Origin of the sequence: Archaeoglobus sp. UBA230, from assembly GCA_002507545.1 — an archaeon.
Taxonomy (GTDB): Archaea; Halobacteriota; Archaeoglobi; order Archaeoglobales; family Archaeoglobaceae; genus Archaeoglobus.
The window spans coordinates 40440-64953 of sequence record DAVR01000018.1 but is presented as its reverse complement, the minus strand read 5'-3'; the positions used below and the strand labels follow the sequence as shown (position 1 = coordinate 64953).

The following is a 24514-nucleotide window of genomic DNA, read 5'->3' as shown; positions in this document are numbered from 1 at the left end:
GAGGTGGAGAAATGTTCGAAACTGCCAAGATTGACGACTTTAACGTTACCATTGATCCAGAAACGAACTTCTGGGCAATTCACGATGGAAAACTGCCAGGGAGAGTGAAGAAACTTTATCTTGAGAACAAGGATAGTCTGAGAAACAGAATGGAAAAGTACCGGTTTGAAGTCGATTTTAGAACTGTTTACCTCAACGTAACCGAAAGTTGCAACGCAAACTGTCCATACTGCTACATCCCGGTAGAGGTAAGGAGGAGAGGCAGGATGATGGACCATATGACTCTTGAAGAGTTGCTGACTAAATTTGAGGAGATGGGAGTCAGAAATGTAATCTTTCACGGTGCAGAACCTCTGATATGCAAGGATTTAATTTTCAGGGCGATAGAGGATTTTAAATTTTACTTTGGACTTCAGACGAACGGTTTTCTCATGACAGAGGAGGATGCGGAGTTTCTGAGGGAAAAGGAAATTAACGTGGGAGTATCTTTCGATTCTCCAAGGGAAGAAATTGAGAATTTTCTCAGGGGAAAGGGACACTACAGGAAGATACAGGAGATTCTGGACTGGTTTGAAGGGTATGGAAGATTTAACGTCATAACGACGATAAACAGGTACAATTTCGACCATCTTCCAGAGATGATTGACTTTCTGGCTGGAAAGGTTGAGGTTACGCTCATGAACCCCGTCAGGGGCACGAGTAAGGGTGGCAGAGAACTTCGCCCTAACCCAGAGCGAGCGGCTGAGAGCTTCATAAAGGCTGTTGATAGGGCGATAGAGCACACGAAAAATGGCAGAAGGATAGTTGTTGGTGATTTTGCAAACATTATGCTTGGAATTATCGCACCATACTCGAGAGTTCTACAATGCGACATCTCTCCCTGCGGAGCTGGAAGGAGGTTCTTTGCGGTAACTCCCGATGGGTTATTCCCGTGCAGTGAGTTCATCGGGCTTGAGAAGTTCAGAGTGGGATTTGAGAACCTGAACAATCTCGAAAATGCCTTCAGAGATGTCAGAAGCAGAAAAGTGGAGCTTATTGAGGATTGCAAAGAGTGTCTTTACAGAAATGTCTGTGGAAGCCCCTGTCCAGCGGAGGTGTACGCGGAAAGAGGATCTCTTATGGAGAGAAGTCCTTTCTGCGAGTTTTACAAAAGTGTGATCAAGCATGCTTTCAGAGTGATAAGAAGAGGAGACGTGGAAAATGTTGTAAAACTGAGGAATCTGGAAAAGATTTACGAGATCAGTTAAAATTAAAAACTGTCGTGCCATCTTAAAGGCATGCGAGTTCACACTGCCGACATCACACCAGAGATGGAGGGGCAGAAGGTCACACTCTACGGGTGGGTGCACGAGGTTCGCGATCTTGGCGGATTGGTCTTTCTGCTGCTCAGAGACAGAGAGGGAATCGCTCAGATAACCCTGCCGAAGAAGTTCGTCAGCAAGGAAATCTTCAAGCTCGCCAAAAAGATTAGAAGGGAGAGTGTGATTAGGGTTGTTGGCGAGGTCAAGGTTGAGGAGAAGGCTCCGGGTGGGTTTGAGATTATTCCTGAAACCATTGAGGTTTTGAACGAATCTGATGCTCCCTTACCGCTTGAGGTTACCGAAAAAGTACCAGCAGAGCTTGACACGCGCCTCGACCACCGCTTCATGGACTTAAGAAGACCGAGGGTGCAGGCAATTTTCAGGATAAGGCATCAGATGATGCAAACTGTCAGAGAATTTTTATGTGAGGAGGGGTTCATCGAAGTTCACACACCAAAAATTGTTTCGACAGCAACTGAAGGTGGCACAGAGCTGTTTCCCATCAGCTATTTCGAAAAGGAGGCTTTTCTCAATCAGAGCCCGCAGCTCTACAAACAGGTTTTGATGGGTGCGGGATTTGAGAAGGTGTTTGAGATAGGGCCGATATTCAGAGCTGAGGAGCACAATACGACGAGGCACCTGAATGAGGCGATTTCCATAGATATCGAGATGAGCTTCACCGATCACAATGGTGTTATGGAAGTTCTTGAGAGGCTCGTGTATAGGGTTTACGAGGATGTGGCTGAGAAGTGCGAGAGATATCTCCAATGGCTCGAGCTGTCTTTGGAGGTGCCCGAACTTCCCTTCGAGAGAATAACGTATGACGAGGCGATGGAGATTGCAGCAAAAAAGGGTGAAGAAATTCCGTGGGGAGAAGACCTGAACACTACTGCACTAAAGCACGTTGGAGACGAAATCGGTGGGCTTTACTTCATAACAGACTGGCCGACTGAATCAAAGCCCTTCTACGCGATGCCTTACGAGGATAAGCCGGAGATCAGCAAGAGCTTTGATCTCATGCATGAATGGCTTGAGCTGGCGAGTGGAGCGCAGAGAATTCACCTCTACGACATGCTGGTTGAGAGTATAAGGGCAAAAGGCATGGAGCCTGAGAGCTTTGGATTCTACCTCGAAGCCTTCCGTTATGGCATGCCGCCCCACGCTGGTTGGGGACTCGGGGCGGAGAGGTTGCTGATGTCAATGCTCGGATTGAAGAATGTGAGAGAGGCAGTGCTGTTTCCAAGAGACAGGCACAGGCTTGTTCCCTGACTATCTACCTTTTTCACTTCTGAAGTTGCCAGTACCACTTGCCAGTATCAGGAATGTAAAAGCTATCTGCTCCGCAATTAACAGGGAGGCTCCCTTATAAAACCAAGCTCGTAAAGCTTCTTTATTTTCCTTTGCGTTGCCGAAATCATAAGCTCTGCAAGTTCATATATCTCCTCCTCCCTCATGTTAACTTTTGCCAATCCGAGTTCAACAGCCTTAACTCCAACTGCCGTTGCGACTTCTGGAAAAACCTCCTTTTCGGTCATCTTCGGAATTATGTAATCCTCACAAAGTCCGTTCTTCTCGGCAAAGTCGGCAAGAGCGTGAGCTGCTGCGAGACACATGTCATCAGTTATTCTGTTCGCCCTAACCGTCAACGCACCTCTGAAGACTCCCGGAAAAACAAGAGAGTTGTTGATCTGATTTGGAAAGTCACTTCTCCCGGTTCCTACAATTCTCGCTCCGGCATCCTTGGCCTCCCATGGCCATATTTCGGGAGTGGGGTTGGCCAATGCAAAAACGATAGCGTCCTTGTTCATCTGGGCAATCCACTCCTTCTTAACAACGTCTGGTCCGGGCTTGCTTGCCGCAATGAGAACATCTGTGCCCTTGATTGCCTCCTCCATCCCTCCCTTTCTTCTCTCACCGTTAGTTTCAAGGCATATTCTCCACTTGTGCGGGTTGATGTCTTTTTTCTTTTCAAGGTCTACCCTCTCCGGATGCAACAATCCTTTACTATCCACAACAAACATTTTCTCCGGATTTGCCCCCGCAGCTTTCAGCAATCTTATAGTCGCAACGTTTGCCGCACCAACACCTACAATCGCAATTTTCACATCTTCGATGTTTTTACCGACGACTTTCAGTGCGTTGATGAGGGCTGCAAGGGTTGCAGTTGCGGTCCCCTGCTGATCGTCATGCCAGACAGGAATGTTGAGTTCATTCTGAAGCCTTTCGAGGATGTAAAAGCATTTTGGTGTGGAAATATCTTCGAGGTTTATTCCACCAAAACTTGGCGAGATGGCCTTTACAATTTCAATGATCTTTTCCGGGTCCTGTTCGGAGATCACAAGTGGAAATGCGTCAACTGCGCCAAGATACTTAAACAGCAGGGCTTTTCCCTCCATAACTGGCAGCGCAGCCATCGCCCCTATATTGCCCAGACCCAGAGTTCTCGAACCATCGGTTACTATCGCAATAGTGTTCCATTTGTTGGTGTAATCATAAACCCTATCCGGTGAGTTAGCAATTTCATTACAAACCTCAGCTACTCCGGGAGTATACCAGACACTGAAATCGTCCAGACCCCTTATCGGGCACTTTGGGAGTATCTCGACCTTCCCCTTATAATAAGCGTGCCATTTTGGAGATATCTTTTCCTTTCCCTTCTCTTCAAAAATTTCCTTATTCATACGTATTATGTTTGTTTTAGTTATTTAAATCTTCTTACTAAATACGTATCTAAATTGAATATTTGTATTATATTTTAGCACGATTTAAAAATAACTCAATTTATCGTTTTTGATTGCATCGGAAATTTTATTTCATCTGCGGTAAATTATACACTATGAGAGCAAGCTGGAAAGGCAGCATCACCTTTGGTCTGGTTACGATCCCGGTCAAGGTATATACCGCCATTTTACCCAAGGAACTGAAATTCAGCCTCCTGCACTCTGCTGATGGCGGTAGAATTAGATACAAAAAGGTTTGTGAAAAATGCGGCAAAGAAGTTTCAAATGATGAAATTGTGAGGGGATACGAAATTTCAAAAAATGAGTATGTTATCCTAACTGACGAAGATTTCGAAAAAGTTCCTCTCAAAACTGTAAAGAGCATCGAGATCAAGCAGTTCTTCGATCCCAGCGAGCTGGGAGTAATCTATTACAGTAACTTCTACTACGTCTCACCCGACAAGGGTGGAGAGAAGGCGTATTATCTCCTCAAGAGGGCAATGAGTGAGACAGGAAGTATGGCAATCGGCAAGATGGGTATGAGAGGTAAGGAGCACCTCATCGCTCTTAAGGCCTTTGATGGCGGTCTCCTCCTCACCCAGCTTCACTACATAGACGAGATCAGAAGTCCGGCAGAGGTACCGGGTTGGGGTATTGAGATTGAAGTTAGCGAGGAGGAGCTTGAGCTTGCCAAGAAGCTTGTAATAGCGATGAAGAAGCCGTTGAAGCTCGAAGAATACAGAGACGAATACAAAGAGGCTTTGATGGAACTGATCGAGGCCAAACTTGCCGGGAGAGAGGTAACCGTGACTGAGGGTGTTGAAGAAGTGAAGTCCCTGATGGATGCTCTTAAAGCAAGTCTGGAGGCTGTAAAAGAGGCATGAGCTGGTTTGAGAGAGAAATCAGACCAATGCTTGCTGTAAGAAGTGCACCTTTCAGTGACGATGGGTTCATTTACGAGATAAAGTGGGATGGCACTCGCTGTATAGCCTTTGTAGATGTAGAAAACCGCAGGTTGAGATTGCAGAACCGAAGACTTTTAGATATAACCCACCGCTATCCTGAACTTGACTTCTTCAAGGTAGTTGAACAGAATGCGATTCTTGATGGAGAGATCGTGGTTACAAAGGATGGGAAACCATCCTTTCCGCTTCTGCAAAAAAGAGAGCATGTTGACAGCAAATTCAAAATTGAGATTCTTAGCAAAACAATCCCTGCGGTATACATCGCCTTCGACGTTCTATACACTCAAAAGGATGGATGGATCACCGACCTTGAGCTGATTGAAAGAAAAAAAGTGCTTGATGAGGTGATGGAAAATTCGGAAAGGATCATGAAAACAGACTTCATTAACAAAAAAGGGGAGGAGCTGTACCGAAAAGTGATTGAAATTGGTCTTGAAGGAGTAGTTGCTAAAAAGAAGGATAGCAGATACCAGATAGGAAAAAGAAGCAAGTTCTGGAGGAAGATAAAGAAGAGAAATACTGCTGATTGCGTTATTGTGGGATGGTTGGAGGGAGAAGGGGAGAGAGAAGAAAGTTTTGGCTCCCTAATTCTTGCAGTTTATTCTGACGGAAAATTTAAACATGTTGGACAGGTTGGAACAGGATTTGACAGAGAGTTCATGGACTGGTTCTCAAAAAAATTGCATGAGATTGAGATAGGCAAGCCACATTTTGAGATGGAGAAGAAGGGCGTGCACTGGGTGAAACCCGTTTACGTTTGTGAGGTTGAATTTCTCGAGTTGACAGAAGACCAAAAGCTCAGATCGCCTGTTTTTCTCAGATTAAGGGATGATAAAAGCCCTGAGGAATGCAAGATTATGCAATCTTGACGATTTTCACGTGTAAATCATAGAGCTTATCAGCAATTTCAATTAAAAGGTCTTTGTCTTTGAGGCCTCTCAACCACCTTTCAGGAATTTCATGACTTGCCGACCCCTTCAGAGCACCGCATATCGCTGAAATCGAATCTGCATCTCCTCCAGTATTTGCAGCCCTCACCAGTGACTCTTCAAAATCCTCTGCTGCAAAGTAGCAGTAAAAGGCCATTGGAACAACATCAAGTGCTGAAATGGTGTTTCCAATTTTTTCAACTGCGAAATCAGAATCTCTGTCTGAAATTTCGTAGGCATACTTAATTTTGTCCGCCATTAGAGAGTCTATAGCTTCAACTCTTCTCAGCACCTCTGCAAGCATTTCTTCATCGCTGAAATCAAGAACGTTGCATGCAATTGCAACTGCCACAGCTACAGCACCAGATATCGCTCCACTTCCTGTATGCGTAACCCTCGCCGAGAGTTCTGCATACCTTTCCACCAGATTTAAGCTGAAGTGGTAAACCAACCCGATCGGAGCTACTCTCATAGCTGCCCCACACGTGTCGCTATGAACTCCTGCCCTGTTCCAAGGGATACCACTCAAAAGATTGGATATCGCCCTCGTTGAGCTGGGACCTATTCTACGGCTTTTGGTACTCAAAAACCAATTCTTCAGTTTCTCGGAGAAGTTCTCAGGACTGAAATAAACGGTTTCAATCAGGGATTCTGCAAGTAAAAGCATCTGTTCTGTGTCATCCGTCCATTCTCCCGGCTTAAGGTCTCCATAAGGAGAGGGATAAAAATCCCTGATTTCACCATAGATTTGCTTTATGTCTTCCCTCGAAAGTCCTTCGGCTGGCATTCCAAGGGCGTCACCAACTGCAACTCCGAGAATGCAGTTTCTGAATTTCCTGTCCATCGTTCTTCCTTTGAGGGTGCACACAATTAAATCTTTTACTTCAGTATGTCTGTCACGATTGAAGGGCAAACTCTCTTAACACCCTCTATCCTCTCGATTTTCTCATGTAGCTCGGAGAGCTCTCTGACAGATTTGGCGATGATTTCTGCCATTATAGTATGATCTCCTGTTGTGAGCCAAAGTGACTTGACCTCTTCAAGATTTTTCAGTTCCTCAACAACAGACCACAGTTTATCTGGCTCGACATCAACCCCCGTCAACGAGGCGCTTATCCCAACCTTTTTGTAGTTTACTATAGCTCTGTAGCCGAGAATTTCCTCTCTTTTTTCAAGATTGGATATCCTTTTTCTCACCGCTGCTTCAGTAACATCCAGCATCTTTGCTATCTTCGTTTTTGGAATTCTGGCATTCTCTACCAGCATCTGAATTATCTTCAAATCCTTTTCATCCACGGTATTACTTGAACCCAATACTATATAGTTGTATTGTTAAACGAAATCAGAAATTGTAACCTGTTTCTCGCCTTCATTTTCGAACAAAGATTTTATTTCCTGCTCTAAAAGGTGTAGTCTCTGTTTTGTATAAGCGGAAACGTTAAAGTTCTCACAAAGGTATTTGGACAAATCCAGATACTTCATTATAGAGTTGCTGTGAACTGTAAGTGTTAGTTTCCCACCACATTTCGTGCATTTTCCTACAAGGGGAATCCTGCGGTATTTGGTGTTACACTTCACACACCTGAACTCTTGGCGGGAGAACGCCCTCAAATTGCCGATTATATCTGGAAGGAAATGAACATTTATAACCCTCTCAGCAACATCGTGCTCATCAACAGCGACAATTTTCTTCGCCAGCTCCATCTGATGATAGACTTTATCCTGCATCGTCTTCAGGTACTTGTATGCACTCTCCTTTACACTCCCAGCGATATCATCGGTGTCGTGAGTGAACTTAAGCCCGCAAAACCTCATCTCATCCTTCAGCCTATCCCCAACCTTTTCTACGTAATCTTCAACTTCCTTCGGACTGCTGTATCTCAAAGTCGCCTCATAGAACTCAATTGGATATCTGTCCACGACATCCATGTTGTGAACTTCTTTATCCACTTCTCTCGGGTCAACTATTGCTGTCAAAACGAGTGGAGCGTCCATCTGCCCTCCTCTTTTATCGGGAAGGAACTTTCTGGAGAAGTTCAGTAGACCATCGAGAAGTAGCATAAAGCAATCTTCATCTCCGTCACAGTTCCTCCTCTTTGCTGCATGGAAATACGGATGTGCGTAACCCGCAAGAACATCTGAGAATCCTATAATCCTCCCAAGAACCCCAGCAGAGGTGTGGGGAGCCAATCCTATGACAAGATGTCCTATCAGATCCTCGATGTCTTCAGCATTGTAAAAGGGCTCAAGGCCATAAAATTTCACAAGGAGTTCATCTATAAATTTTGAAACCCTGAGAAGATACTCAGCACCATTTTTTGGTAGTATAACGTCCTGTGGCTTCAGTTCAACAATTTGATCTTCACTTTTAAGCTCCATCCCCCTATAATCTCTCTCATACCCAAGCTCTCTCAACTTTTTAACACTAACGCCTATTTCTCTCGGTCTGAAGTGAGTTATGGGTAGGTCAGTGGCATCAAACCTTGCAGTTCCATCTTTAAACACGTAGACATCGTGTTTGGCCCTCAATATCCCTTTCTCAAGCCTCTCAGGCATTTTGAGTTTCGACGACATTCCTAAAACGCCCTTGATCGTATTAAAGGAGTCATGTTCCTTTAAATTCCTTATCGCAGCTTCATAAATCTCTCTAATATTTATCTTTCTCTTGAAATAGCCCTTAGTTTCTCTCCCACATTTAACGCACCTCTCACTCCCATTCTTTATTCTACATGAAGGGCAGTAGTATATCTGCTCTGTTATTCCTCCACAATCGCACTTAAGCCAAAAAGTTTCCTTCCCGCACTCTTTGCACCTTCTTAACGCCACCTCTACCTCAACCTCTCCCTTTGCGGAGTTGTAGTCCTTTGTATAATTGATCGCATTCTTCAAATCTCTTGTTTTACCCCCAGCAATCCCCACAGGAAACAGAATGTGGGGCGGGGGGCTCATCTTCCTTTCCTTTGCCTTCTCAGGCCTTCCCATTCTTGCTCCTATCCTCGATGGAGCCTTAGCCCTCACCTTAATGCCTGAGACAGCATTAACAATTTCGAGGACATCATTTCCAGAAACTTCTGTTATTTTCTCAAGACGCTCATCGAGTCCGAGACACCTTATGAGTACTTTCCAAGTTTCGATTACTATGTAATTCTCTCTGACCTTATGTTCCACCAAGAGTTTTTCAAGAACATCCTTCGCTCTGGAATCAAAGGGTAGCATTAAAGAGCTTATTCCGTGTTTTGCCTCGATTTTACCGTTATCTGAAATAAAATTTCTGAGGTAGCAATATTCTTCAACAGTTATATCATGCCACAGATAGGTGTAATCGGGATGCAGTGGGATATGATTCTCATCACATAGTTTTAGAGCTTCCTCCTCACTGATCCTCCTGTAATCCCCTCTTATAGCCTTTCCAGCCTTTTCTACCTCCTGAATCCACCACTCGTAGGAGTAGGAAGCAGGAATTAAGGGGTGGTTGTTCTCCAAGAAGTCTCCGAAGTTTATCAGTATCTCCCCGAGGTCAAGTATTTTTTCAACCTCACCTTTCAGAGCTCTTGCCTCACCTGCAGTCCTAATCCTTACAACATCTCCATTTTTCAACCTTACAGTCGGTCCTTCAATGCTTGATACTGGCACAACTCCTCCCGCCTTACCTGGCCTCTCAACCTTCAGCTGAGTGCCTACTGCAATGAAATCGAGTAGAGCCATTGTTGCTGGGCTTATACCAACGGTTGCAAAGCCGGAATTCCTTGCCCTGCCGTATCTTAGCCTGAACCCACCCTTTCGTGATGGATGGCTGAAAACCGGTCTCCCTGCAACAATATCTGACAGATACTTATCCTTCGGTTTAATCTCAACTTTGTCGTCCCTTTCATCCCCACCGCTGCCTCCCTTTATCAGCTTATCAAGCCATCCCCATCCTTCGATACCAACCTCGTCAACCATTTTTTTGAGCTTAGGCGCCTTCAGAGCGATTCCCTCTGCTATAACGAGAGCCATTCCACCCCTCACTCTGTTCGTCTCAACCCTCGGCAAATTCCTGTGTCCTGCAACTTCCGCATCCTCTGTAGGCTCTCCGTCAATGCAGACGGGGCAGTTAGAAACTATTAACCTGATCTCTTCATCGCTCGGAAGATACTGCAGATTTGCCACCTTCTTGTAAAGTGGAATCTCCTCGCAGTATCTCAGAATTTCCTGCTCGGTGGGAACATATCTCCCAATCCCGGCCTTCCTTCTAACGTAATCTGCAACAAGAACCGAGATTACCTGCGCAGTGCCACCAGCACTCCTGATCGGCCCTGCATAATAAACCCTCAGAAAATCGTCCTTATCAATTTTTATTCTCGCAATCCCCTCAATCGGCGCCGCAACTACACCTTCAGTCATTATCGCTACAGCAGTTCTTACAGCCTTATCTATCGCCTCTTCCACACCCATTTCTCCAAATTTACCATCGAGAATTTCCTCCGCAACCTTAAAACAGATTATCTCTCTACTAACTCCTCTCTCCTCTAACTCTATAATCCTTTCAGCCAGCCCATTAACGCCCATCAGCTTTTCAACTCTCTCAGCCATGTTCTTCGCTACTGGAATTTCTACCCTAAGCTCTGGATCGAGGCCCTTCTGTCTTGCAAGTTCCGCAATTCTGTAAAGACGCTCAAGTTCGGTCAAGAGCAAATCATGGTATTTTCGAATTTCTTCAATTCTCCAAAAATCCTCATTTTGCTCCGAATCAAAGAGTGGAAAGAAGGCATCAAGGGTGAGATTCATCTCTAATGCATTAGCTCGTCAGAAAATAAAGCTTCTGGATGGTCGAGAGGATATCATCAAGCTTTTCTATTCTTTGTCTCCAACAGCAATAGGGTTATACCCAAAAAGATTTTAATGATTTTTAAAATCTAATTGTCAATTTTCACCATTATTATTACACATGTTCGGCTGTCCTACCTTAGCCCAAACTTTATATTCAGCCATTGCGAAGCTAAAACGATGAAAGTAAATCTTGAGGAGCTTAAATTTGGCACGGAGCTCATAAAAAGGGGATTTGCCAAGATGCAGAAAGGTGGAGTAATAATGGATGTAACCAACGCTGAACAGGCTGCCATAGCTGAAGAAGCTGGAGCTGTGGCTGTCATGGCGTTGCACAAGGTACCAGCAGATATCAGGTCCGCTGGGGGAGTGGCAAGAATGGCAGACCCCAAGAAGATTCAGGAGATCATTGATGCAGTCACAATTCCAGTTATGGCCAAATGCAGAATAGGACACATCGCAGAGGCAAGGGCACTTGAGGCTCTTGGAGTTGACATGATTGACGAGAGCGAGGTGCTAACTCCAGCAGACGTCTTTTTCCACATTGACAAGAGGAAGTTTGTTGTCCCCTTCGTATGCGGGGCAAGAAGTCTTGGAGAGGCAGTGAGGAGAATATGGGAAGGAGCGGCGATGATAAGGACAAAAGGCGAAGCAGGGACTGGCAACGTTGTTGAAGCTGTAAAACACATGAGGTTAATCAACAGGGCTATTGACGAGCTTAGGAGGTTGCCAGAGGAGAGGATATACGACGTGGCCGAGAAGTATGCCTCAAGGTATGCAGAGCTTACATCAGCTGTAAAGGGAGACATGGGGCTTGGCGAGGTTGGTAGGAACGATGTGGTGTTTGAAGAGTATACGCTCGGTGAGATCATTGATGGCATCTACAAAGTACTTCTGGAGATAAGAGAGATCGGAAGACTGCCAGTTGTAAACTTTGCTGCTGGTGGAGTTGCCACTCCAGCGGATGCTGCCCTGATGATGCAGCTTGGAGCGGACGGAGTGTTTGTAGGTTCAGGTATCTTCAAATCTTCCAACCCACCTGAGTATGCCAGAGCCATAGTTGAGGCGGTGCAGCACTACGATGAACCAGAAGTTGTGGCAGAGGTTTCCAAAGGGTTGGGAGAAGCAATGAAAGGATTGGATGTGTTCAAGCTCAGCGAAGAGGAGAGACTGCAGACGAGAGGTGTATGAGAGTAGCTGTCATTGGAGTTCAGGGAGATGTAGAGGAACACGTAATTGCAGTAAAAAAAACCCTCAAAAAATTAGGAATTGACGGAGAAGTTGTTGCTACCCGCAGGGCAGGAGTTGTTTCAGAGAGCGACGCTGTGATTATCCCAGGCGGAGAAAGCACGACCATCAGCAAGCTCATTTTTTCTGATGGTATAGCAGATGAGATTATCGAGCTTGCCGAGAGTGGAAAGCCAGTGATGGGAACGTGCGCTGGACTTATCCTGCTTTCAAAGTATGGAGACGAACAGGTAATCAAGACCGACACCAGACTTCTCGGACTGCTGAACGTCAGAGTTAAGAGAAATGCCTTTGGCAGGCAGAGGGAAAGCTTTCAGGTTGAGCTTGATGTAAAGCACATCGGTAGGTTCGATGCAGTGTTCATAAGAGCGCCAGCTATTGTGGAAGTTGGTAAAAACGTGGAGGTTCTGGCAAGGTTTGAGGAGTATGTGGTTGCTGCTCAGGAGAATAACATACTGGGTTTGGCTTTCCACCCTGAGTTGACGGATGACACAAGAATTCACGAATACTTCTTGAGGCTAAATGAATTCTAAAACACATCTACTCCTCGCCCTAACGATGTTCATATGGGCAGGGTCCTTTATTTTCATTAAAGTTGGTTTGAGAGAACTCGATCCATACAATCTCGCCTTTTACAGGTTCCTGATAGCATCACCCCTTTTGCTTGCATGGGTCATTTGGAGGAAAGGTTTTGGTGGAATAAACCCGAAAGACTGGTTGTACATTTCAGTTCTTGCCATGTCCGGGGTGTCTCTGCTCTATGCTTTCCAGTTTTTGGCTCTTGAATATACCACAGCCACAAATGCTGCAATCCTAATCAACACTTCTGCAGTTTTTGTTGCAATATGGGGGTTTGTGAGAGGAGAAGCAAATGCAAGAAAGATTTTTGGTGTGCTCATTTCCTTTGCAGGTGTTATTTTAATAGTCTCTAAGGGCAAGATGGACTTTTTCACATCAGAAACATTTTTCGGAGATGTCTTGATGATAATAGATGGCTTTCTGTGGGCGGTTTATACGCTGCTTGGCTCAAAAATGCTTTTGAAATACGATCACGAAACTCTGACAGCATATGCCTTTTCCTTGGGAACAGTATTCCTGATCCCATTCGCTATGTGGAGTGGAGTTGCAAACCCAATTTCTGTCAGTTTTGAGACTGCGATAGCACTGCTCTATCTTTCCATTTTATGTTCAGTTTTTGCATACGTTGTATGGTACTACGCCCTCTCAGACTCTGACTCGACGAGTGTGGCTGTTTACGTTTATCTCGTCCCTTTATTTACGGCAATATTTGCTTTCTATGCACTGAATGAGGTTCCAGACATTTTCACAGTCATAGGTGGTATAATAACTATTACCGGTGTTTATATAACTGCAACAAGTAAATAACCTCAACCAAAAAACTTCTCAACAAAATGTCCTTCCTTCCTAAGAATCTCAACCTTCTTCATAAAATCCATGTTTCCAATGCCGAGATCATCAAGCTCAACTGTAACTGTCCCACTATATCCCAGATCAGCTATTTTCTCCAAAGCCTCCTTCACAGTTTCTCCCCTACTCGGCTGCACATGTCTTCCCTTCTCATCATAGAAGCTGACGTGAATATTGCAAATCTTGTCGAAGAGAGGTTCGATAAACTCGTTAACTCCTCCGTTAAGCAGTGCGTGCTTGATGTCAAGTGTAAATTTGATATTATTGGCATCAACAAACTTTTTAACCTCATCTGCCTTCCTGCACAGGTTGTTTATCCTGTTCTCTGAATTCTCCAAGCCCACATCAACCCCCTTTATTCTCGCATATCTGCTTAGAATCCTCAGATACCTGTTCAGAGATAGATAGTCAGCCCACACCGGTTCCCTTGCCGCACTTCTCTTCCCCGCATGCACTGTAACTGGCCAGGCTTTCATTTTTGCTGCCAGCGAGACCGCATACAGACTTTCCCGCAGAGTGAGGTCGCACACATCATTGTTCACAGAAACGGGATTTAAATCAAGAACAGGAGAGTGTACTGCCATTTCATAGTCTAAAAAACATTCCAGTTTCTCCATATCTCTATCCACCCAGAAATGTGGAGTTTCTGGCCAGAACTCGACTCCGTCATACTCTGCAAGGTCAATGGCTTTGGCAATCATGTCCGTAGAGTACTCGTAAAGGAACATTGAGGAGAAAAGAAGCCGCATTTTCACATCACCCTTCTCCTCTTGTAATCCTCAACAAGCTTTTCGAGGTTTTCAACTTTTTTCCTTTTTATCTCCTCCATTTTTCTTTCATAAACCTCCTCAAACTTCCCTGTGTTGACAACGGCAATGTCTTCTCCTACCAGCATCTCAACCTCATCAACGGAAATTCTCGGAATGCTGTAGGAATCGAAGGTTTCGGCAGCAAGATGAGACATTTCACTGCTGCATATCACCGCCTTAATTCCCTTCTTGCATAGCATCTCCGCGATTGCAGCACTACCGCCACTCGAATCGAGGATGCAGACAACATCACCCTCTGAGATTCCAAGCTCTTTTTCAGCTCTCTCAACCTCATCCTTTGTGAACTTCCTGAGAACCTTCACCTCCTTCCAACCCTGAAATTCAAGCATTTTCATTCTCCTCAGGAGTTCGATCTTCTCCTTAAGCATGGCAATCTCATTCTCTTTCTCCTTCAGCCTCTTCTTCAGTTCGCGAATCTCGTTTTCAAGATTTCTGATGTAATTATCCCTCCTGATCTTCTCGTGCTCCTCTCGTGAAATCATACTCAGGCGCATCCTCAATTTCTCTATCTCATCTTTGAGCTCTGAAATCCTTTTCGATAGGATTCTGTTCTCCTCCTTAAGCTCCTCAATCAACCTGTCCCTTTTCAAAATCTCCTCTCTGCTTACACCGTTGCTCTGAACTTTTTTGACTGTCTTTTCTTCCTTAAAATGGCTGGCAAACACGTCTCTGAGTGGTGTGCCTTTTATTATTTCAGCCTTAACTCTGTCTGAGTCCATCCCAGCCGGTAACCTCTTTTCTATGTTACTGAGCTTGTTCTTATAGCTGTTATAGGCGTCAATTGCAGCAGCAAGCGCATCCCTCTCGTGGTCGTTGAGCAGGCGGTATTTTGCCGTCAGCCCCTTCTTTTTATCTACACTCAAATCTTCCTTTGGTGTGTAAAGCACAGCGTTAAATGACGCCCTTATTTTCGAGACAAGCTCAGGAGGATGACTTTTGTCTGTTGCCACCACAACAGGCTTTCCAAGAGAGGATATATACTCAACTACCTCTCCACTGCTCCAGCCCTTTTTGCTCTTAACATCAACCAGATTCCCCCTCAAATCCACCGCTGCAACTGCTGTAGTTGCCCCAGGGTCTATACCAACAATGGTGTATCGAAGGGTTTTTATCAGTGGTATGAACTCTATCTTCTCTTTCTCGACAGCCTCCACCTTCACCTGAACATCCCTCGTTTTGAAGGAGTTGATCGGCACTTTCTCCCTCGGTGCGTTGACGAGTAGGATTCCCCTGGATATGCCACCATAACCACTTTTAACGTCCTCCACAAACTCAAAACCCATCTCTGCCAGCTTGTTTCTGATTTCTCTGTAAATCATCCTGACAGAGGCATGAATCTTCCTGCCATACTTTTTCTGCCTCCAGCCCCCTTTTCCCAAGCTTCTGTTCCTCGAAACCGTGATTTTTGTTTTATCCGTAAACACTGAAATTTCGCTGCCAATTCCAAAGCTGGCAAGATACGCACACGCCCTCGCCTCATCAATTGGATTTCTTATGTTGATCTTAAGCCCAAACCTCTTGGACAGGCTTGGCAGAGAAGAGCCTTTGCTTGTGACCTGCACCAGCTTGGTCTTCGCGGGAGCGTTCTTTAAGAAGAAGACGAGCTCCTCTTTACTTTTGAAAACCTCATAAATGTTGTCAACAGCTATGATTTCAGGTTTTTCCTCTTTAACCATTCTGAAAAGCTTGCTCCTTGAAACTATCTTTTCAAATTCATCGCCGTCTTCCAAAACTACAACAGCGTATCTCGGCTTTATCTTCCCGTGAACCGAGCCACCTACGATATCTACCCCAAATACCACACTCATTCTTGCATAATCCTATCTAATACAGAATTAATATCCTTTTCCATGCGATAAGTCCGGTTAAAGTATGTCAGGATATTTCTGACGTCCCTCTCAAGCATCTCCTTCCAGCCCTCCTCCCCGACCTCAACGCTCTGGGGAAAGTCTATTATCCAAATTCCCTCTGAACTGGCAAGGACGTTGTATTGACTCAGGTCTCCATGCACAATACCCCTGCGGTAGAACTTCGCAACCTCCTCGATGATCATGTCCAGAACGTCTTCGGGGTTCTCTACCCTAACCCTATAGAGTTCTCTGGCCTCGATCAGCTCCATGAGGACAGCATTTCCTTCCCAAGCATAAACCTTCGGCACTGCCAGTCCTTGAAGCTTTTTGAGAGCTCTGTATTCATTTCTGGCAGACCTTATGGCAAGAACCGAAAAATGGAGGTCACCATAATCTCTTTTCTCCTTAACCTTTTTGAAGCTTGTATGTCCGACCTTGTGAAATTTCACAACACACTCGCCATATTTCCCAGAATAGCAGTTGAAAACTGCACTTTCTTTCCCCTCACCCATTATCTTTCCTATTGCCTCAACATGTCCTTTTCTTACGAGTCTGTGAAGAGAGTAAAGGCTCAGACCGAAGAACGTGAAGGTAGAGCCTTCATATTCGGTCTGTTTATTCTGAACAATACGCAGATCGGACAGATATCTCAGAATATTTCTCGCCTTCTCTTCCCCAATTCTGGCCTGCGAGGCTATGAGCTGGATTGGAACATATTCATAATCCCAGAGGTTCTTGAAGATAGCATCAAGTATCTTCCACGAATGTCTGCCCATTTCTTTGTAAAGTTCAGCAAGGTTCACGGTTGAACTACCGCACTCTGGTATTTGATATTTCCTCTCACTTACCTGAGATGCTTTCGACTGTTTAGGCTCGAAATCAGTCCTGTAGGTCTACCAGCCTTTAGCATTTTCAAAACCCCCGCTATATAGAACCGAAGAACGTAAGGGTAAGATGGTCGGATTAAAAAATTCAATCTTTCTATTAAATCGAACAAAAAGAAAAATTTGAAAAGATTCAAACAGGATGGGCAGAAAATGAGAGCGTTTTACACAATCCTACTGCTCATCACTCTTGTAGCTTTGGCACTGTTAACGGCGACACATCCAGAACCTCTCAGAGTAGTCGAACTGGAGGATGTGTGGAGTGAGTTGCTGAATGCAACGGAAGTCGAGAACACTTCAGCCGTGCTTGCCGGAATGGAGCTCTACATTGAAAATGGGAGCATTGGCAAAGCGTTGATCCACTTCTGTGATTCGCAGAAATGTTACGAAGCAAAGATAAACAACTGGCTAAGCGTGAGGGAAGTGAGGGAGGAGGTTGGTTACGCACATCCACTCAAAGTTCTGAAGTATGTTGGTGAAGTAATCGAAGTTTTGAACATGACGGATGCAAATGTAAGCGTTGAAGTGGCAGATAAAGAAGTTCATGGATGCTACGCTCTCAAGGATGGATTCATAATTCCGATTAAGATGCTGAAATCAGAGGGTGTTTACGTGATCAGCGTGAACTCAAAGAGGTTTGTTCTCTGGAAAGATGTCATTAACACCGATTTTGTTGAGCCAGTTTTCTTCGTTAAAATTCTGGATTTTGATGGAAAGGCAATTGAGAATGCAACGGTGATCGTGCAGAGCGATGCAAATCCGCTCTACAGATTCAAAGCAAAAACGAACGAAAGCGGGATAGCAGAGTTCAAAAATCGCTACATCCTCAAGATATTCGAGTATCCGTTCGAGGTGATAATTGAGGCTAACGACCTGAGCAAGAGGACTACGATTTTTAATAGGTGGAATGCTGAGCTGTCTTTCAGCGAAGACACGAAACTGATCGTCGAGAACCTTAAGCTTGAACTTGAGATAGATGATATTGTGAGACGTGGTATTGTCAGCTTCAAACCCAAGCTCATCAATGAGGGGGACAATGCTATCACGATCCACTTTGGACACTTACATCCCTTCAGAATCGAGGTTAGGAATGAGAGCGGGCTCGTATGCAAACTGCCAGAACTGCAGCTATCTGTTCTTTCGAAGAGAACTGTAGAACCTGAATCTGAACTCTCAGCGAATATGAGCTGCAGAATCGAGGAATCAGGAGTTTACGAGGTAACAGCAATCGTTAAAGTCTCAGCCTACGGAGATTTAAGGGAGGAGATAGTTCTACGTTCGAATCCTGTTATTTTGAGGGTGATCTGAATGTCGAGGTTGTGTGTTAAAACTGCTGCGACAATGGGCATAATTGCCATGCAAATCGTCGGAGCAGACCCTATACCTCCAGGAGAATCGCCCTGGATGACGGAATCTCAGATGCTCATACTACTTTTCACAATCAATCTGGCAGTGAACTCTGCAATCCTCGCCGCTGTTCTGAAGGTGATGAGGCTCAAACTTGGGGCTAAGTTCGTTTTCGTGACATTCATACTCACGCTCGGCGGGCTTCTGCTCGATACCGCTGCAAACGCAGCATCCAGCAACGCCATAATGCCTATACATCCTGTCTTTCGCAATGGTAGCACCATATGCCTCCCTCCTCGTGAAGCTCGCTTATCGCATTGACCTTAAAAGAGGACTTGCCGCTGGTGTTGCAGTTGGTTTGATATCAAATCCCGGCATCCTTGCCTTGATGGGATGATATTTTGGTATCTTGTGCACTTGTGAGTGATATTCAGACCATTCTCCAAAAGCGACACTGCACATATCCTCAACCGATCTATCACTGTTTAGACCCAAAACATAAATATAATTCGGGAGAGCTACTGGGAATATGAAAGAAATCTCCGACATCTGCGTCAGAATAATCAATGCTGTATGTGACGTTTATGTTGGAAGCAAAGAGCTGGTTGAGAAAATGCTCGCCGCGGCTCTGACAAATGGAAACATTCTTTTTGAGGATTATCCGGGATTGGGAAAAACTCTCCTTGCAAAGATTTTTGCGAGGGTTATTGGTGCAGATTACAGAAGAGTGCAGTTCACTCCCGATTTGCTTCCATCAGACATAATCGGAGTAAAAATCTGGCGAGGTAACGGTTTTGAATTCGTTAAAGGGCCCTTATTCACCAATGTTCTTCTTGCTGATGAGATAAACAGAAGTCCTCCAAAAACTCAGGCAGCGCTGCTTGAGGCAATGGAAGAAAAGCAGGTTACGGTCGAGGGTGAAACATACAGGCTCAAACTTCCCTTCTTCGTGATAGCCACACAGAACCCAATTGAGCAGGAGGGGACGTATCCTCTCCCTGAAGCTCAGATGGACAGGTTTATGCTTAGAATTAGCCCCGGATACCCCGAGACAATTGAAGAGGAGATGGAAATACTTAAAAGGAGGATGAACTGGAAGAAGGACGATCCGACTGAAGACATTGACCCAGTCATCTCTCTTTCTACCTTTGAGAAAATGCAGAGAGCTGTTGAAGACGTTTATGTTGACAGAAAAATTCTGGAGTACATCTCAGAGCTTGTAAGGGAGACGAGGAGACACGAGCTTGTTGAGCTTGGTTCAAGTCCACGCGGTGGATTGGCTTTACTCAAACTGAGCAGAGCTTTGGCTGTTATAGACGGTAGAGACTACGTTATTCCCGATGATGTTAAAAGGGTTGCCGTTGAAGCGTTGAGTCACAGAATAATTCTCAAGTTCGAGTATGCTGTAGAGGGTTTAAGAGCAGAAGAAGTTGTAAAGGATATTCTCGAGAGAGTGAGGGTACCCAAATATGAAGCTTAGAAGGGTTAGCAGAGCCCTTGTAATTACCTCTATCTTCCTCCTTACTCTTTCAGTTTTGTTTACATCCGTCAAGTTGCTCTGGATTGCCATTCTACCACTCCTCATTCTGGCATTTCCGAACATTCCCTTCAGAACAAGCGTAATCTCTGTAAATCTCGAAGGTGGAGAGCGGGTTGGAGAGCCACTATCGGCGTCTATAAAGCTTAAAGTCACCGGATTTGGGATAATAAAGGCCATGCACGTTTTACCCAATTCTTTTGAACTCATTGAAGGATCAAACGCAAAAGCCACGTTCGTGGCAGGAATTGGTAGCGTAGAGATCAAATACGTCTGCGTTCCGATGAAGAGGGGGAATTACAGCTTAGGAAAGTTTTTGATTGAGTCAGAGAACGTCTTCGCAACGAGAAGAACCAGAAGAACATTGAATTTGGGGAAAGAGGTAGAGGTCAAGAGCAGGATTTACAGGATAAGAAGGGTTGCGGCGAAAAGGGGTGTGGCGAGAAAGCCAATTCCTGAGATTGACGTTTCAAAGGTAGGTGTTCCGGGAACAGATTTTAGAGAGATTCGCAAGTATAGTCACGGTGACCCGGTGAAATTCATAAACTGGAAAGCTACAGCAAAACTTGGAGAATTGATGGTGAATGAGTTTGAGAGGGAGGGAAAGAAAGCCGTCTGGATATTTCTCGACGCAAATCCTTACATGTTGCATGGTGATATTAAACGAAACTGCTTTGAGACTGCAATTGAAATCGCAGCCTCCCTCTCATATTTTTTCGCGATGAGGGGACATAAGGTAGGACTCTATGTTGTTGGCCACAGCATTGTTCTTTATCCTGAATCAGGAAAAAGGCAGTTCAACAAGGTATACTCCACCCTGATGAAGCTCGATGTGGCTGAGAGGCGAGAGGATTTTGGAGTTGCCCTCGATAAAGCCAAGAAGTATATCGAAACTGTTAAACCCGCTTCAATTTTCATTACGAGAGCTGAGTATAGCAACCCCACCAAAGCTGCTCTACGAGCGATGGGCAGGTCAAACTTGCCAGTTTCTGTCATTACCATTAAATCTACGATTGAACCCAACACACTCGCTTCTACAGTGGTTAAAGCAATGGAGGGGAGTGCGGAGCGTAGTTTGAGGGCTGCTGGTGTTAACGTTATAGAGGTAGAAGCTGGCAAACCTGTTGAGAAGGTTATGGTGGGTGTTGCGAGATGATATACTTAGTTAACCTTCTAATTGCCGAAGTTGCTGCATACTTTACCTACAACAGCTTTGTTTCATCACCGCTTAGATACTTTATTCCATACCCCGCTGAACTCTTGCTTTTTGTAATACCGTTAATCAGCCTTCTTTTCAGAAGACCATTCAACTTCTATTTTTACTCCCTTCTGATATTCTTCAACCTCTCTCCCATCTTGCCTGATTCCGAGATTTTTGAGGGGTTTATTGACACGCTTTACGCCCTTAGATTCAGAGGGGTCGCGGAGAGTCTTCATGCTGCCTTCTCATCATATGCTGGCAGTGTAGAACCGCTTTTGATTGTTACGTGGCTCTACGTAACTGCAGAAATTCTTCATGGAAACTGGGAGTCAATAAGAGGGGCAAGGGTCAACGGTGTTCCCTGTGAAAGGTGCTACATTTCTTATCTCCAAGCTTTCATCTTCTCTCTCCTTATCTTCCTTCTTTACCCTCTTCTTCTGAACTTGAAACTGCAGTTTGAGATGGACAGGATACTCTCCGCTGCAATAGGGATTCTCACCTTCCTTGCCGGAGCTTATATTCTTGCAAAAAGTGTGGAGGAAAAAGATGAGGCTATATCTCCTTGAGTTTTTCCCTTAGCTTTCTCGCACAGTTAACGCTCACATCAAGAAGATCATCAAACAGCTTCTCATCCAGCAAATATCCACCACTTTTCTGCATCGCCACAATGTTATCATCCTGATCGGTTGAAATTGTAAGTGTGTTCTCGCCAACGCTCATTTCTTCTCTGCACGGATCAACAAGGTATCTGTTGTTGACAATCAGCGATGTAACCGAAACAGGGAGATCTCTGACTGGAAGTAGATAATCTTCCCCCAAGTCAAATCTTTCCGCCGGCACCTTCGTGTTCAGCAGTGCAGCAATCGCGGCTAAGGCTGAGGCATCAAGCAGGTTACCATCATCATCCAAAGCGTGAATGTCAACGAAAACTATCCAGACCTTCTCACCCTCTTCTATCACAAGTTTTGACAAATCCACAGCTTCACTTTCTCTTATCCCCCTATCAACAACTCTTGCTAACTCTATCGAGCCTTCATCAGGTGGACCGGGTTCAAAGGTTGGAGATGCAAGCGGTACAAGCTCTGCGTTTACTATTATAACACCCCTGTCCGGCGTGTCTGGATAGGGCTCTCCCGGTTGCATTTTCACTCCGACAACAACCTCCGTGTTTCCCAGCTTCACAAGTGCAGAACCCTCTGCCTTTTCAACGATATTTGGTATGATCTCAACATTCCTGAATTCGTCAAAGCCTCTCCCATCAATCCTCTCCCCATCCCTGAGCTTTGAGAGAACGTAATCCCTCTTAATGTCAACAAGAATGTCTTCAGGCATCTTCTCTCCCCTCTGCTATTTCATCCATCTCCTCGCCAGCCTCCAAATATCTTTTCAGTATTGCCTCCTTCTGCATTTCATATATCTTTAAGGCTCCTTTTTTGGCAAGTTCCAAAGCCTGCTTAATCTCATCCTTCGTCATACAGCCATCCATCTGAAGCAGAGCAATAGACTCAATCTTGCCATTCCTTATCAGAAAGGCGAAGGGCATGTCAGCCTCTCCAAAATTGTCCTCCTCCTTCATAGGATCAAGGACAAGCTGTCCGTCCGCTTTTCCTACAGCAACAGAAGTTATTATACCCTTCATCGGCACGCCAGCATCCACCAGAGCTACGCTCGCAGCATTCAGGCAAGCAGTTCTGCTTCCGGCATCAGCCTGCAGAACTTCCACAAAGATGTCTATAGCACTTCTCGGAAAAAGTTCTTTCATTATAACAGCCTCGAAAGCCTCCTTACTCACCTTAGATATCTCAATGCTCCTTCTATCTGGTCCCGGCCTCTTCCTCTCCTCAACGCTGAAAGGAGCCATGTTGTATCTGTATCTAATCACTGCCTTGCTTGGGTCTTGGAGATGTCTCGGATGCACCTCCCTCGGCCCATAAACTGCCGCTATCACCTTGTTTTTTCCCATTTCAAGGTAGCATGATCCGTCAGCCCTCTTCAGAACGTTAGCTTCGATCTTGATCGGTCTAAGCTCGTCGAATTTTCGTCCGTCAAGGCGCAAACCATCAACAATCAACTTTTCGGGTTTTTCATTGAATTCCGACATCTAACTTCCTCCTTTTAATAAATTCAGCAACTCTATCCGTTAAACCTTCTGTATGAGCTTCCTCTTCGATTAAATAAATAGCTTCTTCAGCAATAGAAACTTTTCTCCGATCACCGTTGACCCATATAAGGCCATTCTGTCCGACAATAATCTGAACGTCTAACTCACTTTTAAGCAGCTTTATCATACTTCCCTTCTTCCCTATGACCCTCGGAACCCTTGCGGGATTTATGGCAACAATTCTGCCAAACCTTATTGCCCTGCAAATCCTATCCCTCATCGTCAGCGTGACCTTCATTTTGGGGTCAATGTTGAGAACCTTGGCAATGATGGCATCGCCAATATCAAGCACCTCGTTTGCCTTTTTGTTTGGCTTCATCTCTGGATTTTCACTGGAAGGCAGAAATGCCTGATATGGGGAGTAGATGTCAACAACCCATCCATTTGCCGCAACTTCTCTTACTATACCCACAACAACATCACCAGGTGAGGGAGAGTATCTACCCTTGAGGGGAATTACCCTAACGTGAGTTTCGGTTTCATCAAAAAGTCCGATTATCTTTGCGTAAACTTTCCCATTCTCAACATAAGTGCCATAGCCAGCTGCCCTTGGGTTTGTTGAGAGCAGGTCTCCGGGAAGAACAATCTTTCTCATTATCCAATCCTCCTCAAAACTTTTGTAAGAGCTTCTCCTTTGGCAACCCTACCAAGCAAATCCATAAGTTCTCCATACATCCCAGATGGAATTCGCATTACGCATATCCAACTTCCGTCTCTTTGCCACTCTTCCTTCGTTATCCCTCCGAAGTTGTAAAGTGCAGAAATTGCCTTTCCTGTATACTCAGGTGGTATCTTTATGGCGATTTCAGTCTCTTCGAATTTAAGCGGAAGTATTGGCTTCAGTGCTTTCACGATTTCCTTTATCTGTGCTTCTACTGGCTTAAAGATGTCAATGTGAACCTTTGCCTCCTCCAAAGCCCTCTCAATTCTACTGGGAGGATGGGGGGCATTAGTCCTGGGATCAATGGTATTTCTGCTTATAAAGGTGATTATTTGCTTCCTCTTCGCTTCAAGCATCTCCTTTCTCTGCTCTGCTGTTACCTGCACTTCACCTTCCAGTATTATTCTCTTCGCAACGTCGTAGATGTCGTCTGTGCCAAACGTCTTCCTAAGCTCCTCGGAGGACGCTCTCTCTCCCTTCTTTGCGTCTTTGAATATTTCCTCCGCAGCAAGCAATTCTTCAAAATTCACATCCTTGCCTTCTTTAAGGTCTCTTGCAAGGTAGGGATCAACAAGAACCTCGTATTCTTCTCCTCCTTTTCGAAGTCTTGCGATTACAGCTTTATCGAGAGATACCATAATACCGC

General features: G+C 44.9%; 23 protein-coding genes. 12 read left to right on the top strand and 11 right to left on the bottom strand.

Annotated elements, in window-relative coordinates:
* Positions 1–11: 11 nt before the first annotated feature.
* Together cbpB and aspS are read left to right on the top strand one after the other, a co-directional pair.
* Positions 12–1247: a peptide-modifying radical SAM enzyme CbpB gene (gene cbpB, locus BP688_RS04845; RefSeq protein ID WP_290596897.1), complete on the top strand. Its 1236-nt coding sequence runs from the start codon at positions 12–14 to the stop codon at positions 1245–1247.
* 30 nt (positions 1248–1277) lie between these two features.
* Positions 1278–2570 carry an aspartate--tRNA(Asn) ligase gene (gene aspS / locus BP688_RS04840; RefSeq protein WP_290623326.1) on the top strand — a complete coding sequence of 431 codons (1293 nt, stop codon included), beginning with the start codon at positions 1278–1280 and terminating at the stop codon, positions 2568–2570.
* A gap of 77 nt (positions 2571–2647) precedes the next feature.
* On the opposite strand, the gene BP688_RS04835 is transcribed toward aspS, so the two are convergent.
* Entirely contained in the window at positions 2648–3982 is a 1335-nt protein-coding gene (locus BP688_RS04835) for an NAD(P)-dependent malic enzyme (protein WP_290596895.1), read from the bottom strand.
* A 155-nt stretch (positions 3983–4137) separates the two neighbouring features.
* Here BP688_RS04835 and ku point away from each other — a divergent pair, with 155 nt between their 5' ends.
* Positions 4138–4905 (top strand): non-homologous end joining protein Ku, encoded by a 768-nt coding sequence (gene ku / locus BP688_RS04830; protein WP_290596894.1) that lies wholly within the window; start codon positions 4138–4140, stop codon positions 4903–4905.
* Positions 4902–5855, top strand: coding sequence for a non-homologous end-joining DNA ligase (ligD, locus tag BP688_RS04825; protein ID WP_290596893.1), 954 nt, complete (start codon positions 4902–4904; stop codon positions 5853–5855). The genes ku and ligD overlap by 4 nt, the downstream gene beginning before the upstream one ends.
* Here the strand turns inward: ligD and BP688_RS04820 are convergent.
* Genes BP688_RS04820 through polC form a run of 3 tightly spaced genes read right to left on the bottom strand, consistent with a single transcriptional unit; the run spans position 5842 to position 10682 of the window.
* Positions 5842–6759, bottom strand: a complete 918-nt coding sequence (locus BP688_RS04820) for an ADP-ribosylglycohydrolase family protein (protein ID WP_290596892.1) — start codon at positions 6757–6759, stop codon at positions 5842–5844. The genes ligD and BP688_RS04820 overlap by 14 nt on opposite strands.
* Positions 6760–6794: 35 nt before the next feature.
* Entirely contained in the window at positions 6795–7211 is a 417-nt protein-coding gene (locus BP688_RS04815; protein WP_290596891.1) for an Lrp/AsnC family transcriptional regulator, read from the bottom strand.
* Positions 7212–7247: 36 nt separating this feature from the next.
* Positions 7248–10682: a DNA polymerase II large subunit gene (gene polC / locus BP688_RS04810; protein ID WP_290623325.1), complete on the bottom strand. Its 3435-nt coding sequence runs from the start codon at positions 10680–10682 to the stop codon at positions 7248–7250.
* 219 nt (positions 10683–10901) lie between these two features.
* Here polC and pdxS point away from each other — a divergent pair, with 219 nt between their 5' ends.
* From pdxS to BP688_RS04795, 3 genes are read left to right on the top strand one after another with little or no spacing between them, the layout of a single operon-like run.
* Positions 10902–11912 carry a pyridoxal 5'-phosphate synthase lyase subunit PdxS gene (gene pdxS / locus BP688_RS04805; RefSeq protein WP_290623324.1) on the top strand — a complete coding sequence of 337 codons (1011 nt, stop codon included), beginning with the start codon at positions 10902–10904 and terminating at the stop codon, positions 11910–11912.
* Positions 11909–12502 (top strand): pyridoxal 5'-phosphate synthase glutaminase subunit PdxT, encoded by a 594-nt coding sequence (pdxT, locus tag BP688_RS04800; RefSeq protein WP_290596888.1) that lies wholly within the window; start codon positions 11909–11911, stop codon positions 12500–12502. Before pdxS ends, pdxT begins: the two co-directional genes overlap by 4 nt.
* On the top strand, positions 12492–13355 hold the full coding sequence (locus tag BP688_RS04795) for a DMT family transporter (protein WP_290623323.1): 864 nt from the start codon (positions 12492–12494) through the stop codon (positions 13353–13355). The genes pdxT and BP688_RS04795 overlap by 11 nt, the downstream gene beginning before the upstream one ends.
* A 2-nt stretch (positions 13356–13357) precedes the next feature.
* Here the strand turns inward: BP688_RS04795 and BP688_RS04790 are convergent, their stop codons facing one another.
* The 3 genes from BP688_RS04790 to BP688_RS04780 are packed head-to-tail and all read right to left on the bottom strand — an operon-like array spanning position 13358 to position 16880.
* On the bottom strand, positions 13358–14146 hold the full coding sequence (locus BP688_RS04790) for a sugar phosphate isomerase/epimerase family protein (RefSeq protein WP_290596886.1): 789 nt from the start codon (positions 14144–14146) through the stop codon (positions 13358–13360).
* Between the two features lie 2 nt (positions 14147–14148).
* A complete protein-coding gene (locus BP688_RS04785; protein ID WP_290596885.1) occupies positions 14149–16035 on the bottom strand; it encodes a DUF460 domain-containing protein in 1887 nt (628 codons plus the stop codon).
* Entirely contained in the window at positions 16032–16880 is an 849-nt protein-coding gene (locus BP688_RS04780) for an RIO1 family regulatory kinase/ATPase domain-containing protein (protein WP_290596884.1), read from the bottom strand. Before BP688_RS04780 ends, BP688_RS04785 begins: the two co-directional genes overlap by 4 nt.
* Positions 16881–17114: 234 nt before the next feature.
* Between BP688_RS04780 and BP688_RS04775 the strand changes: the two genes are divergently transcribed.
* The 5 genes from BP688_RS04775 to BP688_RS04755 all read left to right on the top strand — a co-directional run bounded on the left by BP688_RS04775 (position 17115) and on the right by BP688_RS04755 (position 21612).
* Positions 17115–18269, top strand: coding sequence for a hypothetical protein (locus BP688_RS04775; RefSeq protein WP_290596883.1), 1155 nt, complete (start codon positions 17115–17117; stop codon positions 18267–18269).
* Positions 18270–18629, top strand: coding sequence for a hypothetical protein (locus tag BP688_RS04770; RefSeq protein WP_290596882.1), 360 nt, complete (start codon positions 18270–18272; stop codon positions 18627–18629). It begins immediately after the preceding gene.
* Positions 18630–18837: 208 nt separating this feature from the next.
* On the top strand, positions 18838–19788 hold the full coding sequence (locus BP688_RS04765; RefSeq protein WP_290596881.1) for an AAA family ATPase: 951 nt from the start codon (positions 18838–18840) through the stop codon (positions 19786–19788).
* The gene (locus BP688_RS04760; RefSeq protein WP_290596880.1) at positions 19778–21001 is read left to right on the top strand and encodes a DUF58 domain-containing protein; all 1224 of its coding nucleotides are present in this window, start codon (positions 19778–19780) and stop codon (positions 20999–21001) included. The genes BP688_RS04765 and BP688_RS04760 overlap by 11 nt, the downstream gene beginning before the upstream one ends.
* Complete coding sequence (locus BP688_RS04755) at positions 20998–21612, top strand: hypothetical protein (protein WP_290596879.1); 615 nt, start codon at positions 20998–21000, stop codon at positions 21610–21612. The genes BP688_RS04760 and BP688_RS04755 overlap by 4 nt, the downstream gene beginning before the upstream one ends.
* On the opposite strand, the gene rrp42 is transcribed toward BP688_RS04755, so the two are convergent.
* The 4 genes from rrp42 to BP688_RS04735 are packed head-to-tail and all read right to left on the bottom strand — an operon-like array spanning position 21599 to position 24506.
* Positions 21599–22378, bottom strand: coding sequence for an exosome complex protein Rrp42 (gene rrp42, locus BP688_RS04750; protein ID WP_290596878.1), 780 nt, complete (start codon positions 22376–22378; stop codon positions 21599–21601). The two genes, BP688_RS04755 and rrp42, sit on opposite strands and share 14 nt — an antisense overlap.
* Complete coding sequence (gene rrp41, locus BP688_RS04745) at positions 22371–23147, bottom strand: exosome complex exonuclease Rrp41 (protein WP_290596877.1); 777 nt, start codon at positions 23145–23147, stop codon at positions 22371–22373. The genes rrp42 and rrp41 overlap by 8 nt, the downstream gene beginning before the upstream one ends.
* Positions 23131–23802 carry an exosome complex RNA-binding protein Rrp4 gene (rrp4, locus tag BP688_RS04740; protein WP_290596876.1) on the bottom strand — a complete coding sequence of 224 codons (672 nt, stop codon included), beginning with the start codon at positions 23800–23802 and terminating at the stop codon, positions 23131–23133. Before rrp4 ends, rrp41 begins: the two co-directional genes overlap by 17 nt.
* Positions 23802–24506, bottom strand: coding sequence for a ribosome assembly factor SBDS (locus tag BP688_RS04735; protein WP_290596875.1), 705 nt, complete (start codon positions 24504–24506; stop codon positions 23802–23804). The genes rrp4 and BP688_RS04735 overlap by 1 nt, the downstream gene beginning before the upstream one ends.
* Positions 24507–24514: the final 8 nt, after the last annotated feature.

What these genes read in the sequence shown, in the direction of transcription:
- cbpB (WP_290596897.1), top strand. Translation starts at nt 12, where the DNA reads ATGTTCGAAACTGCCAAGATTGACGACTTTAACGTTACCATTGATCCA.
- aspS (WP_290623326.1), top strand. Translation starts at nt 1,278, where the DNA reads ATGCGAGTTCACACTGCCGACATCACACCAGAGATGGAGGGGCAGAAG.
- BP688_RS04835 (WP_290596895.1), bottom strand. Translation starts at nt 3,982, where the DNA reads ATGAATAAGGAAATTTTTGAAGAGAAGGGAAAGGAAAAGATATCTCCA.
- ku (WP_290596894.1), top strand. Translation starts at nt 4,138, where the DNA reads ATGAGAGCAAGCTGGAAAGGCAGCATCACCTTTGGTCTGGTTACGATC.
- ligD (WP_290596893.1), top strand. Translation starts at nt 4,902, where the DNA reads ATGAGCTGGTTTGAGAGAGAAATCAGACCAATGCTTGCTGTAAGAAGT.
- BP688_RS04820 (WP_290596892.1), bottom strand. Translation starts at nt 6,759, where the DNA reads ATGGACAGGAAATTCAGAAACTGCATTCTCGGAGTTGCAGTTGGTGAC.
- polC (WP_290623325.1), bottom strand. Translation starts at nt 10,682, where the DNA reads ATGAATCTCACCCTTGATGCCTTCTTTCCACTCTTTGATTCGGAGCAA.
- pdxS (WP_290623324.1), top strand. Translation starts at nt 10,902, where the DNA reads ATGAAAGTAAATCTTGAGGAGCTTAAATTTGGCACGGAGCTCATAAAA.
- pdxT (WP_290596888.1), top strand. Translation starts at nt 11,909, where the DNA reads ATGAGAGTAGCTGTCATTGGAGTTCAGGGAGATGTAGAGGAACACGTA.
- BP688_RS04795 (WP_290623323.1), top strand. Translation starts at nt 12,492, where the DNA reads ATGAATTCTAAAACACATCTACTCCTCGCCCTAACGATGTTCATATGG.
- BP688_RS04790 (WP_290596886.1), bottom strand. Translation starts at nt 14,146, where the DNA reads ATGCGGCTTCTTTTCTCCTCAATGTTCCTTTACGAGTACTCTACGGAC.
- BP688_RS04785 (WP_290596885.1), bottom strand. Translation starts at nt 16,035, where the DNA reads ATGAGTGTGGTATTTGGGGTAGATATCGTAGGTGGCTCGGTTCACGGG.
- BP688_RS04775 (WP_290596883.1), top strand. Translation starts at nt 17,115, where the DNA reads ATGAGAGCGTTTTACACAATCCTACTGCTCATCACTCTTGTAGCTTTG.
- BP688_RS04770 (WP_290596882.1), top strand. Translation starts at nt 18,270, where the DNA reads ATGTCGAGGTTGTGTGTTAAAACTGCTGCGACAATGGGCATAATTGCC.
- BP688_RS04765 (WP_290596881.1), top strand. Translation starts at nt 18,838, where the DNA reads ATGAAAGAAATCTCCGACATCTGCGTCAGAATAATCAATGCTGTATGT.
- BP688_RS04760 (WP_290596880.1), top strand. Translation starts at nt 19,778, where the DNA reads ATGAAGCTTAGAAGGGTTAGCAGAGCCCTTGTAATTACCTCTATCTTC.
- BP688_RS04755 (WP_290596879.1), top strand. Translation starts at nt 20,998, where the DNA reads ATGATATACTTAGTTAACCTTCTAATTGCCGAAGTTGCTGCATACTTT.
- rrp42 (WP_290596878.1), bottom strand. Translation starts at nt 22,378, where the DNA reads ATGCCTGAAGACATTCTTGTTGACATTAAGAGGGATTACGTTCTCTCA.
- rrp41 (WP_290596877.1), bottom strand. Translation starts at nt 23,147, where the DNA reads ATGTCGGAATTCAATGAAAAACCCGAAAAGTTGATTGTTGATGGTTTG.
- rrp4 (WP_290596876.1), bottom strand. Translation starts at nt 23,802, where the DNA reads ATGAGAAAGATTGTTCTTCCCGGAGACCTGCTCTCAACAAACCCAAGG.
- BP688_RS04735 (WP_290596875.1), bottom strand. Translation starts at nt 24,506, where the DNA reads ATGGTATCTCTCGATAAAGCTGTAATCGCAAGACTTCGAAAAGGAGGA.